We start from the raw sequence: 12,585 nt of genomic DNA, 5'->3' as shown, positions 1-12,585 counted from the left end.
CCCCGATAGCAGGTCTCATTTAATTCAAATTATTATTCACAACTCTTTGTATATGAATTGTAAGATAAAGCATCTCATCTTTTGTTATTCCCCGGTTATATGTCTTACTAATATATATTTTAATGCGTTCCACGCAAGCAAAAGCCTCTTGATATTGTTCTTTAACCATGGAATATAAACTATTGTCTGTACTTCTAATATCCCTGTCCTTAAGTAATCTTTGAGCAAAGAATTTCAAATGCGTTATGAAACGGAAATACATTAGAGAATCTTCATCATATTCGAAGTTGAAATGTTTCTTCACGATGCTGAGAATATCATGCATAATTTTAGTTATATCTACCATATTGCCGATATTTTCGTTCATCTCCGCGTTCACAAGATGCAGGGCAATTTGGGCTGCCTCATCTTCAGGCAAGACAATTCCATAATCATGACGTAAGATCTTCAGAGCCTCTAATCCGACTTCAAATTCTTCTTGATAAAATTGTTTGATTTCCCATAACAACGCATTCTTCATATTTATCCCTTTTAAAGAACGTTGAATAGCAAAACTGACATGATCTGTAAGCGTAACATAAATACTGTCATGAATTTTTCTGCCCAAATGGAGCTTGGCGTAATTAATTATTTTATCCGAGACCTCCATATGTTCCATGGGTATTTCAGACAACAAATTTTGCAATTTCTCGGAGAGTCCTTTATTGTCCAAGGTAAACATTTTTTCAATTCTTTCTGTGTCTACCAAATCCCCTTCTTTTTTCTTAAAGGCTATCCCTTTACCCATAATCACAGACTCTTTACGCTGTTCATTCAACACAGTAATGACATTATTATTGAGCACTCTCTCTATACGCATTGGAATCTTCCTTTGCTGAAAAATAATAAAACACAAAACCTGATTAGTCCACTTAACTGGACTAATCAGGTTTTGTTCCCATTCAATACAGCCGAACTCTTACTGACCGGTATCTGAATTATCAAAGAGAATACTGCCATCCGTCTCGATAATTTGGCGATACCAATGAAAACTTTTCTTTTTACGTCTTTGCAGAGTCCCCTTTCCCTGATTGTCTTTGTCTACATATATAAAACCATAACGTTTATTCATTTCTCCTGTTCCCGCACTGACAATGTCAACCGGCCCCCACCAAGTATAGCCAATAACTTCACAGCCATCTTTGACAGCTTCATATAATTCCCGCAAATGCTTATTCAAATATTCAATGCGATCATCGTCGTTGATGGAGCCATCCTTAGTGATTTCATCATAGCCCCCAAATCCATTCTCAACAATAAACAGCGGCTTTTGGTAACGGTCATAAATTTCATTGCACACATAACGCAGTCCTTTGGGATCGATTGGCCAGCCCCATGCCGTTTTCTCTAAGTATGGGTTATCGAGCCCCATGATACCTCCAGTATTACCTAATATCGGCATGCCGGCCTTATGAGTAGTACTGCGATAATAACTGAAGCCGACATAATCAGCCGTATGCTCTTTTAATAGTTCTAAATCACCAGGCTCCATTTTAATGAAAATCTTGTTTTCCTCGAAAATTCTGTTGGCGTAAGAAGGATATGCCCCCCTCACAAGTACATCCGAGTAGAATAGAGAGCGTCGTCTTAACTCATAGGTATCGAACACATCATCTGGATGACAGGAATTCGGGTATATGATGCTTAATGACAGCATACATCCCATCTGGGAGCCTGGAATGATTTCATGACACATTTTCGTGGCAATTGCGCTGGCTACAAAAATGTGATGACTCGCCTGATAGATCTCCTGAAGTTTTGTCCCCTCATTTGTCAGTTCAAGTGCACCGGCAGCCAAAGGAATCGTATGCATGTGGTTGATTTCGTTAAAGCCCATCCAATATTTCACTTTATGACGATAACGGGTAAGAACAACCTCACAATACTTTGTAAAAAAGGATATTAATTTTCGATTTGTCCAGCCACCGTATTCCCGCACCAAATGTAGCGGCGTTTCAAAATGCGAAATGGTAATTACCGGTTCAATTCCATACTTTAACAATTCATCAAACAGATCGTCGTAAAATCTCAGGCCCTGTTCATTTGGCTGATCATCATCACCATTAGGAAAGATACGAGACCAAGCAATTGAGGTTCGAAAACATTTTAGACCCATCTCTGCAAATAAAGCGATATCTTCTTTATAGCGGTGATAAAAATCTATCGCTTCATGACTGGGGTAGTGTACAGATTCATCAATAGTATCGTCCATAACACCATTCACTATGCCATGTCTAAGCGCATCGTTTATTGCCGGTCCTTTGCCATTTTCGTTCCAAGCCCCCTCCGCCTGATTAGCAGCGATTGCCCCTCCCCATAAAAATTGTTTTGGAAAAGCATTCGTAGTATTCATTTAGCCGACTCCTTCTTAATCAATTAGAGTTCTTCTCCATTAGTTTCGATTACTTGTTTGTACCAGTAATAGCTTTCCTTCTTTATCCGGCGTAACTCCTTGGCATCCGTTTCATCCCGGTCCACATATACAAATCCATAACGTTTCTGGTATCCATTCAGCCAGCTGAGAAGATCTGTGAACGACCAGGAGCAGTAACCAATTACCTCAACTCCGTCTGCGATAGCATCCTGAATGGCAGAGATATGCTGCCGTAGATAATCGATCCGATAGCTATCCTTAATGACATCGCCTTCTTCCAGCTTATCAAATTCACCAAGACCATTTTCCGTAATAAATACCGGTAGCTGATAGCGATTCATTATTCTTCGCATTCCAATCCGGAGCCCTTGAGGATCAATTTCCCAATCCCAATTTGTTGTTTCTAAGAAAGGATTGCTTGTTGTTTTATACATTCCAGGAATACCTGAATGCTTTGTTGAACCCTTTTTTCCGGTCGTATTTTTCTCACCAAAATCAATATCACTATTTAGGGAATTCTTTTCCACTGTGGTGGTTCGATAATAGTTAATTCCCATAAAATCCGGTTTAGCTGAAGCCAACAGCTCCATGTCCCCATCTAGAATGGTGGGGGCAAGATTATTCTCTTCAAGATATTTCCACGCAGTCTTAGGATAGTGGCCTAAAGCGTAAATATCCATCCAGAAGTAATTGTTTAGGTCTTCGCTGTTCTCAAAGGCCAATATATTGTCGGGATTCGAATCAATAGGATAGTAAGGCTTATAAGCGAAGCTCGGTCCTATTTTACCGTCTAAAACGATCGATCTGAATGATTGAATTACTTTTGCATTTGCTAGATTGGCGATGTGATTGACCTCATACATCCGTTTCCGGTCACGTACACCTGGCGGGTGTAGCGCTGTTTCATAGCCATAACTGACAAAATAATTCTGCTCATTTAGAGATACCCAGTATTTCACCCGGTCGCCATATCGTTTAAATAAAGTCACCGCGTAGTTGTTAAAATCTTCAATAACCTTCCGGGACTCCCACCCGCCGTATTGATCCATTAAGGCTTGAGGGATGTCCCAATGATACAGTGTCAGCACAGGCTCGATCCCGTTTGCAATAAGTTCGTTAATCAGTTCGTCATAAAATTGCAATCCCTGTTCATTCACGGTCCCGCTACCTGATGGATAAATCCGGCTCCAGGCGACGGAGAAGCGATAGGCTTTTAATCCCTGCTCTGCCATTAGAGCAACATCTTCTTTGAAACGGTGGAAATGATCGACAGCTACATCTCCATTGGACCCTTTAAATGTGTTTCCTTCTTTTTTAGTAAAGATATCCCATACCGAGGGGCCTTTCCCCCCTTCATTCCACGCGCCTTCAATTTGATACGCAGCTGAAGCAGATCCCCAAAGAAATTTTTCAGGGAATGACACTTTATTTAGATGTTCCATATGACCCTCCATCAATAATTATTTTTCTGGTACAAATTACAACTTCAAGCTGTTTTTTAACCACTGAAGTATTCCTTATCTTGTTAAAACTAATAATGGTTCACGGAATAATACATGTTTACTTGCAATTGAATTTACGGAACTGAAAGCATTTAGATTTGTAATAATTACTGGTGTAGTCAATTCAAAGCCCGCCTGTTCGATAGCTTCTCTGTCGAATTTCATCAGCAGTTCGCCTTCACTAACACGCTGATTCTCTTGAACCAGCATTTCGAATGGTGCTCCCTTTAATTTCACTGTGTTGAGTCCAACATGAATTAATATTTCAAAGCCCTCATCTGAAGTGATTCCAATGGCATGTTTGCTTTTCGCTATAGAAGTGACTACGCCCGATACTGGCGAGTAAACCTTGTCATCTTCTGGAAGAATGGCAACTCCCCCGCCCATTGCTTCTGATGCAAATACAGAATCAGATACCTCAGCGAGTGGTATAACTTTCCCGCTTATCGGGGATTTCACACCAGTATTGCCTATTGCTTCGCTAAACGTCGATGATACAGTTTCTGACTGCTGCATGTTCTGCTGCTCATCAATATTCTCTTCAAATCCCAGAATATACGTAAGGATTGCTGTTATAGAGAACGAAAGAGCAATACCTATAAGGAAGTAAACAAATGTGTCTGTTGCAAAAGCTGGTAAGGTTGTCACTGCAGGAAATACATATGCTAGCACAGTTGAATGCATTGCTCCAATAAATGCCCCGCCAATCACTCCGCCAATCACCTGGGCAATAAGCGGTCTTTTCAGTTTAACGGAGATACCATAAACGATGGGTTCCGTCACCCCTGCCAGGAGGGATGGTAAAAGTGCAGACAACGCATACGCTTTCAGTTTCTTGTCTTTAGCTTTTAAGAATACTCCCAAGGCAGCCCCAGAGGAAGCAAATGTCGCAGCAGCGGCAGTAGGTTTGATCGTATCCACTCCGTAAAGACTGATATTATTGATCATTGCTGGTACAAGCCCCCAATGAAGCCCAAACATGACTAGGAACGTCCAGCCCCCACCGATTATCGCTCCCATAATAAGACCATTAGTGCTGCTTAAATAGTTGACCCCTGTAGCAATGCCATTTCCGAGATATACTCCAACAGGTCCAATTGCCGCAGCAGTTAGAGGCACCATAATAATAAGGGAGATCAACGGTACGGCAAACAACTGAATATTTACTGGAATATATTTTTTCAAGAATCTTTCTAAATACGAGAATACCCAAATGGACAGCATAGCTGGAATTAACGTGGACGAATAGGACATCAATACGACAGGTATGTTTAAGAAATGTGTGACATCTCCCACATTCTCCATTAACTTGGTAAAGTTAGGCTCCAGTAATGCTCCCATTATCGTCACAGCAACAAATATATTGGCTCCGAACATTCTTGCTGTTGAAAGTGCGAGCAGCAGCGGTAGAAAGTAAAATACGCTATTGCCAGCTGCAGCCAAAATTTTATATGTGCTGTCGTCAGCAGACAAGATACCCAAAGTCGTACTCAGAATAACTAGCAGAGCCTTCAGCATACCAGCACCGGCCAGTGCGGGTACAATCGGGGTCATAATGCCTGACATGGTGTTAAAGAATCTCGAAATGATATTGCCTGTCTTTTCAGCCTTTTCATCTTCCGCAGCTTCACCTGAAGGCTTAATAGGGTGATTTGCGATAATTTCTTTATAAACAGCAGGAACGTCATTACCTATAACCACCTGATATTGGCCGTTACCTTCTACAACGGTAATTACTCCATCTAACTTTTCCATATTATATTTATTTGCTTTGCTTGTATCCTTCAATTTGAATCTCAGTCTTGTCATACAGTGGTACAATTCGGTTACATTCTTTGCTCCTCCCACATTGTCGACGATGTTGTTCGAGAGCTCAGTGAACTTTCCCATTCTTAATCCCCCTAGTCTTAAATATAAAGATTGAATTTGGTAACAAAAAAAGACCTAAATCAACAGACGATCGAGATAATACTATCCCTCGTTCTGTAATTTAGGTCTTGCCTGCTTTACCAGTAACAATCCTTATTCAATTATTAGCTCTTACAGGTATAAAATTAGCATAGCAAAGTAGGAATGTCAACGCTTTCTTTAATTAACCTAACATTTACTAATCGGCTTTCAGTCCATTCACCGGGATTAGATCCAGGAACGTTTTTTCAAACCGGAATTAACAGATCAATACAACGGACTGGCTACAATAAATGATCTGAAATCTCGCCATTATCTGCCCGGATTGGCTTATATGGCTGGCTTGAGTGGCTTTCTCAAAATATATCCGAGCTCAAATAGCGCTCTCCATTGTCAGGAACGATGCATAGCACCCGTTTACCCTTACCGAGCCGTTTCGCCTCCTGGAGCTCCGTCCAGACGGAAGCTCCTGAGGAGGGAACTACCAGTATACCTTGCCGCTGGCAAGTAGCCCTAAGAGTTTGCAAGGCATCCTCGGCGCTCACCTGAACAATATCATCATAAATGATTTGATTCAGAATCGGCGGAATAAAACCTTGAATTGTGCCTACAAGCTTATGCGGGCTGGGAGTACCACACGAAAGCACCGGTGATCCCTTCGGCTCCACCACCAGCACGCGAAGATCAGGCAGTGACTTGCGCAATTCCTCGCCTGTGCCCGTAATGGTTCATCCCGTTCCCGACGTGGCAACGAATGTGTCCAGGCGACCTTCAAGCTGCTGCAAAATTTCGCGGGCCGTCGTTGTTCGATGAATGTCCGGATTGGCCGGGTTTTGAATTGCTGGGAAGATAGCTGCCCGGCATCTCGGTATTCAATTCAAGCGCCTTGCGGATCGCGCCGGGTATGCGATCCTCGGCAGGAGTCAGAACGACCTCTGCGCCATACGCCTTCAAAATTTGAATGCGTTCCTTATTCATGTTCGAAGACATCGTTATAATTAAACGATATCCTTTGGCTGCAGCATTCATCGCCAGGCCAATGCCTGTATTTCCGCTAGTCGGCTCTATAATGGTCGCGCCCGGCTTCAGCCGCCCGTCGAGCTCCGCCTGGAGGATCAGATTGTATGCTGCTCGATCCTTGACGCTGCCGCTCGGATTAAAATATTCCAGCTTTACATACACGTCCGCGTCCTCTGGAGCTGTCATTTTTGTAATCCGAACGGCGGGAGTACAGCCTATGAGTTCGGTAATACTATCTACAACAATAGATGCCATTGGTATACACTCCTTTTTTTGTTCGTGCTTTACTTCGAAGAGAATCAGAATTTACAAAAGTCCAAGCTTAAATAACGTTCACCATTGTCTGGCGCGACGCAAACGACTCGTTAACCGGCTCCCAGCTCTATGGCCACCCGCTGTGCAGTCCATACGGCGGCTCCAGAGGAAGGCCCCACAAGGATACCCTCCCGGGCGGCCATTCTCCGTTTGGTTTTCCATGAAACAAAAGCCCATCAATCAGTTAAGGTTGACGAGCTCTAGAATTATTGATTTTAATGATCATCAATGAATAAAGTGCTGTAGATCCAACTCAATTTTCTTGCCCTTAAATACATTTTTCACTCCTGGTACCCATAATAATGTATCTTGGTAGTGTTGTTTAAAACCCATTCATAACTACGCTCAAATCTTTCTTTATCTGGTATTGTCATTTTAAGTATGACTCGAACCTTCTCTGCTAAAAATTCATAATCAGCTTTAAAATGACCCGAGAGTCTATTATACAGCTATGCACTACCGTCATCTTGCGGTGTAATTGGAACATCCACCCGTTTGCACGATGCACTACCAAACGCACAAAAGAAGAGATGATCACTCGATCACTCCTCTCTTAGGACGATAATAACTATGAGGTTCGGATATTAAATATCAAGCGCTGCATGAAATCCTTGATAAATTGCAGTAGTGATCGTAGACGCTTTAACACAATCCCCAATTTGTGCAACATGAGGTGCACAATCAATTAGTTGGTCTACGACGTTTCTTCTTGCCCGCTGTCCAAGCGCACAAATGACCGCAGTTCCCGGAATCAGCTGCTCATCCCCGTCCGGATTCAGGCAAACCACACCTCCCGGTGTAACAGACAGCCCTTTATACCCTAAATGAACTTGAATGTTCAGCTTTTCGATTTCCTTCAGCATAATCGGCCGATGTCTGATATTGGCATCCGGTGCCAGTTCGGTTCTCATCTCCACTAAATGCACAATCTTGCCTTCCTGGGCAAGGTGAATGGCTGCTTCAGAACCCGCCAGACCGCCTCCCAAAACGACTACGCTATCTGTAACCGTATCCTTCTCCAGATAATAGTCATTAACAACAACTACATTGTCACCATTAAGTCCTGGAATGGGGGAACAATAGCAGAGGATACCGTACGTAAGGACCAGGAAGCCCATTGACGTTGCAAACACGGATAGAATCATCCCGCCCCCGAATAACAGGCCTCCTACCAAGATGACTCTCTTGGGTCCGAACCGGTCATTAATCCAGCCTCCCGATATCATCGTGATCGGACCTACTGAGTTGGTAATCGTAAAAGCAATAGCCAGATCTATCCGGAATTAAAAAAATTGCTGGATGAGGGACTTATTGTTTTTGAGATCCAAATTAGCGGAGAAATACTGGAGAAAAAACTGTACTCGATTACGGAGCAAGGCAAAAGCCTTTTTGCAATGGCTAAAGAAAGAAGAGCCGCTTGAACCTACACCTAAAGATGTGTTCCGGCTACGAATGTATTTCTCCAACAACTTGGATGTCACCACCCGGATTCAGCTGTTGGAGCACCAGCTGCGACAACATCAAGAGAGACTGGAGCATTTATGCAGAAATAAGGAAAGATATGATGAAATCCCTCCTTTGGATAGTTATAATTTCAGTGATTATCTTGTATTAGATGGTGCTATCTTGCGTGAGACTGTTACGATACAGTGGCTGAAAAATTATATTTCTCATTGCAAAAAATAGAGCAAAATATTTGCATCAGCCTAACGATGTCTGGAAACGTAAGTGAACCCTATGGTCACAAGGCGGGAGGCATAGCAGCTCTATACCTCCATTCTGCATTTAATAAGAAATAATGCAAGTATACACAGTTGAAGGGTTAAGAATTGTTCCTTTCATAGAACATTCAATAAGACTAATCTACATTAACAGAAGAGCAAATCTTAGAGTTCCAGAACCCCTGCCTTTGGGGTTACGTGGAAAGCTTTTGCCAAATCGCACAGCTGTTGATCTGTAATGATCTGTTTGATTTCTCTTCCGCCTATAAAATTGTAGACGGCGGCGGCTTTTTCAATCGTTTCTACTAATCCAAAGGTTGTATCCATCGTTGAACCTGTCACGAATATACCATGGTGAGGCCAGATTACCGCACGATAATTTTTCATTTTATTGGCCGTAGCGCGTCCGATTTCACTGCTGCCAGGGACGATCCAAGGAATGACACCTACACCATCCGGGAAAACAACTAGACATTCTGTACACATTTCCCACAGTGTTTTGGTAAATTTGAACTCATTCAGATCATGCGTGAACGTCATCGCGATGATATTGCTAGCATGGGTGTGCAAAACAATCCGATGTGACAGGTCAACCTTCAAACGCTCAATGTGACTCATAAAGTGAGAAGCTAGTTCGCTGGTTGGAACCGCTCCATTACTGAGGCCCCATAGTACCTCCACACGCTCTCCTGTATCATTGACACGAAGCACCCCAAGGTTAGCTTCCGGATCTTTAATTACATTTCTGAAATACTTTCCAGAAGCTGTAACAATAAAGTATTTCCCCGCCAACTCTGCTACTGGAAATGTAAGATTAATGCTACGCAAAGCTTCACTGGTATTAATATACTTCCTTACTTCTTCTTCATCCAGCAAATAACTAATGTTCCCACCATTCACTTCATCCCAGCCGAGCGACCACATATGGTGAGTAATCTCGGACATTTCCTGAATAAATGGCGCTTCAATATTGCTGATATAGCCTTTGGAATCAATTATAGATGCTATCATAGATCGTTGGCTCCTTAATAATGAATTTATTATTTAATTTTTCTTATCTTTTACATAATGCTGCCTGTTAAAAGTTATCTTTTATAGCTTCATATTATTCCTAATAATCTTTTATATCAACAACTCAGTAATGTTTTACGTTGTTTTTATTTGTTTTATTTCTGTTTTCATCACTCAATTTGACTTATAGATTTTAATCAATCAAGCATTTCACTTCAGCATTTTGTCTTCATGCAAAAGAGCTCCTTTCCCTTGCTGCAGGACAAGAAGCTCTTATTACAGGATCATACAGAATCCCAAATCTATTTACACATCTTGAATCTTCCTGTCTCAATGACCAGCAAAAAGGTCCATTCTATCCTTAATGTAATTGCATTTACTACCATGAGATAATAGTTACTTTGCACCAATAAGCGAATTCATTTCAAATAGATCCTGAGTCAAATCATCCTCAGTATATTTACCCTGACCGAAGCCGATCAAGGCCCGCAGCGGCATATATTTCAACATCGCCAGATGCATTTCCGGATTATGCTCCATCGCATCCTCCAGTCCGAAAATACTGCTGAATTTCTTTGCCTTCTCCGCAGTAAGCGGATTGTCCAGCAGGTCACCGACCGTACTATTCCGGTGGAAACTCACTGCAATTTCGGTGGTGGACTCCACTTCCAGCGAAGCAACTAGACGTATATCACGGGAAGAAGCTCCGACAGCAATACTGAAGAGACCGCTCTCGACCTGCCAATCTCTAAGCTCTGTATTGTAATAGGCAAAAGCACGCTTATTCAGCGTAAATGAAACCTCTCGTGCCTCACCCGGCTGCAGCTCCACCTTCTGGAAAGCCTTCAGCTCTTGCATTGGACGAATGACACTGCTCTCCAGACCTCCGACATAGAGCTGCACGATCTCCTGACCAATTCGGCTGCCGATGTTCTTAACGGTTATGCTAACATGTACGGTTTCTGTATCTTTCATACGAGTCTTATCCAGTACTAGGCCGCTGTACTCAAATTCGGTATAGCTCAGACCGAAGCCGAACGGAAACAGTGGCTCAAGCTCTTTTTTATCATAATAACGATAGCCTACGAACAATCCTTCCCTGTATTCAACCTTGTCGCCCTCGCCTGGAAAATTCAAATATGATGGATTATCGCTCAGCTTCACCGGGAACGTCTCGGCCAGTTTTCCGCTTGGGCTGACTTCACCAAAGATCAAGTCAGCAACTGCACCGCCAAAAGCCTGTCCGCCCAGATAGCCTTCCAGCACTGCCTTCGTCTTGCCTATCCAAGGCATCTCTACTGGAGCACCATTGCTCAGTACCACGATAACATTCTGCTGAACTTCAGCCACTGCCTCAATCAGGGCAATATGACTTGCTGGGAGCGACAGATGACTACGGTCATATCCTTCGGATTCGTAACTGTCAGGAAGTCCAAGGAACAGCACTGCGGCATCCGACTTTGCAGCAGTCTCCTGCGCTTCCTCAAGCAGTATTTCATTCGTCTGATCGTCATCCAGCTTATATCCCTGGGCATACAATAAGTTTACAGAATTCCCCGTCACGGACTGCATTTCAACAAAAGCATCGTCTAGCCTCGTCGGGTTCACATGTGAACTACCTCCTCCCTGATAACGAGGCTTTTTGGCGAATTCTCCAATGATGGCTAGTCTTCCTGCTTTAGCCAGCGGCAGAACACTGTCTTCATTCTTTAGTAGTACCATACACTCCCGGGCCACTTCACGCGCCAGTCTGTGATGCTGTTCCGCATCGAATGTTGCATTCTGCTTGCGGCTCTCTACCCACTTGAAGATAAAGCTCAGCATCCGCTCCACCGCCAGATCCAATGTCTCTATGGATAGCTCACCGCTGTTCACAGCAGCAACAATTTTCGTATCACCAATTCCTCCGCTTGAAGGCATTTCCAGCTCCAGTCCTGCCTGCAGTGCATTCACCCGTTCATTCACCGCACCCCAATCGGATACCACAAAGCCTTCGAATCCCCATTCGTCCCGGAGAATCCGGGTCAGCAAAGTTTCACTTTCCGATGCATATTCACCGTTCACCCGATTGTAGGAGCACATCACACTCCACGGCTGGCTCTGCTTCACCGCCCCTTCGAAGCTGGCGAGATAAATTTCCCGCAACGTACGCTCATCAATTACGGCGTCGGTAGACATTCTGCGGTACTCTTGATTATTGGCTGCAAAATGCTTAAGTGATGTGCCCACCCCCTGACTCTGAACACCTTTAATATGACTGGCTGCCATTTCTGAAGACAGGTAGGGGTCCTCTGAGAAATATTCGAAATTCCGCCCGTTTAGCGGTGAACGTTTGATATTCGCGCCCGGTCCCAGCAGGACAGATACCTCCTCTGCTTGACATTCGGTACCTAGTGCTTCACCAACCCGGTGGATCAGCTCACGGTTCCAGGTAGAAGCTAGTCCCGCCGCCGATGGAAAACAGGTTGCTGGCACACTATTATGAAGCCCAAGATGATCGGCACTCTCTTTTTGCTTGCGCAAACCGTGAGGTCCATCAGCCATCCTAAGCGAGGAAATACCTAGCCGTTCAATTCCTTTGGTATGCCAGAAATCCAGCCCGGAGCAGAGTCCGGCTTTCTCTTCAAGTGTCATTTGTGATATTAGGTGGTGAATATTTATCATCATTGTAAGCCTCCTTGAAAGTACCTTCTTC

General features: G+C 43.4%; 9 protein-coding genes and 2 pseudogenes. 2 read left to right on the top strand and 9 right to left on the bottom strand.

The features are described from left to right. Window positions 1–19: 19 nt before the first annotated feature. The 7 genes and pseudogenes from licT to NSU14_RS05435 form a co-directional block, all read right to left on the bottom strand. Window positions 20–859, bottom strand: coding sequence for a BglG family transcription antiterminator LicT (gene licT, locus NSU14_RS05465; protein WP_336100999.1), 840 nt, complete (start codon window positions 857–859; stop codon window positions 20–22). Window positions 860–958: 99 nt separating this feature from the next. Next, on the bottom strand, window positions 959–2,392 hold the full coding sequence (locus NSU14_RS05460) for a glycoside hydrolase family 1 protein (protein ID WP_336101000.1): 1,434 nt from the start codon (window positions 2,390–2,392) through the stop codon (window positions 959–961). Between the two features lie 23 nt (window positions 2,393–2,415). Beyond that, entirely contained in the window at window positions 2,416–3,855 is a 1,440-nt protein-coding gene (locus NSU14_RS05455) for a glycoside hydrolase family 1 protein (RefSeq protein ID WP_336101001.1), read from the bottom strand. A gap of 75 nt (window positions 3,856–3,930) precedes the next feature. After that, window positions 3,931–5,805 (bottom strand): beta-glucoside-specific PTS transporter subunit IIABC, encoded by a 1,875-nt coding sequence (locus NSU14_RS05450; protein WP_336101002.1) that lies wholly within the window; start codon window positions 5,803–5,805, stop codon window positions 3,931–3,933. Between the two features lie 374 nt (window positions 5,806–6,179). After that, window positions 6,180–7,098: pseudogene (gene cysK, locus NSU14_RS05445) on the bottom strand (cysteine synthase A). Between the two features lie 110 nt (window positions 7,099–7,208). After that, window positions 7,209–7,316: pseudogene (locus NSU14_RS05440) on the bottom strand (cysteine synthase A); the annotation flags it as partial. Window positions 7,317–7,742: 426 nt separating this feature from the next. Beyond that, a complete protein-coding gene (locus NSU14_RS05435; RefSeq protein ID WP_340943365.1) occupies window positions 7,743–8,384 on the bottom strand; it encodes an FAD-dependent oxidoreductase in 642 nt (213 codons plus the stop codon). Between the two features lie 66 nt (window positions 8,385–8,450). On the opposite strand from NSU14_RS05435, the gene NSU14_RS05430 reads away from it, so the two are divergent. Together NSU14_RS05430 and NSU14_RS05425 are read left to right on the top strand one after the other, a co-directional pair. Further along, window positions 8,451–8,579 carry a hypothetical protein gene (locus NSU14_RS05430; RefSeq protein ID WP_336101004.1) on the top strand — a complete coding sequence of 43 codons (129 nt, stop codon included), beginning with the start codon at window positions 8,451–8,453 and terminating at the stop codon, window positions 8,577–8,579. Beyond that, window positions 8,548–8,844 carry a hypothetical protein gene (locus NSU14_RS05425; RefSeq protein WP_340943362.1) on the top strand — a complete coding sequence of 99 codons (297 nt, stop codon included), beginning with the start codon at window positions 8,548–8,550 and terminating at the stop codon, window positions 8,842–8,844. The genes NSU14_RS05430 and NSU14_RS05425 overlap by 32 nt, the downstream gene beginning before the upstream one ends. A gap of 200 nt (window positions 8,845–9,044) precedes the next feature. Here the strand turns inward: NSU14_RS05425 and rhaD are convergent, their stop codons facing one another. Next, complete coding sequence (gene rhaD, locus NSU14_RS05420) at window positions 9,045–9,890, bottom strand: rhamnulose-1-phosphate aldolase (protein ID WP_336101005.1); 846 nt, start codon at window positions 9,888–9,890, stop codon at window positions 9,045–9,047. Between the two features lie 396 nt (window positions 9,891–10,286). Further along, on the bottom strand, window positions 10,287–12,557 hold the full coding sequence (locus NSU14_RS05415) for a glycoside hydrolase family 3 C-terminal domain-containing protein (protein ID WP_336101006.1): 2,271 nt from the start codon (window positions 12,555–12,557) through the stop codon (window positions 10,287–10,289). Between the last annotated feature and the right edge of the window lie 28 nt (window positions 12,558–12,585).

This window comes from Paenibacillus sp. FSL R10-2771 (assembly GCF_038000205.1).
GTDB lineage: Bacteria > Bacillota > Bacilli > Paenibacillales > Paenibacillaceae > Paenibacillus_AQ > Paenibacillus_AQ phytohabitans.
Note: the sequence above shows the minus strand (reverse complement) of the source record. Positions and strands in the feature narration are given on the sequence as shown.

Bases quoted from the DNA above. Each gene is read 5' to 3' on its own strand.
- licT (WP_336100999.1), bottom strand. From the start codon at position 859: ATGCGTATAGAGAGAGTGCTCAATAATAATGTCATTACTGTGTTGAAT.
- NSU14_RS05460 (WP_336101000.1), bottom strand. From the start codon at position 2,392: ATGAATACTACGAATGCTTTTCCAAAACAATTTTTATGGGGAGGGGCA.
- NSU14_RS05455 (WP_336101001.1), bottom strand. From the start codon at position 3,855: ATGGAACATCTAAATAAAGTGTCATTCCCTGAAAAATTTCTTTGGGGA.
- NSU14_RS05450 (WP_336101002.1), bottom strand. From the start codon at position 5,805: ATGGGAAAGTTCACTGAGCTCTCGAACAACATCGTCGACAATGTGGGA.
- NSU14_RS05435 (WP_340943365.1), bottom strand. From the start codon at position 8,384: ATGATATCGGGAGGCTGGATTAATGACCGGTTCGGACCCAAGAGAGTC.
- rhaD (WP_336101005.1), bottom strand. From the start codon at position 9,890: ATGATAGCATCTATAATTGATTCCAAAGGCTATATCAGCAATATTGAA.
- NSU14_RS05415 (WP_336101006.1), bottom strand. From the start codon at position 12,557: ATGATGATAAATATTCACCACCTAATATCACAAATGACACTTGAAGAG.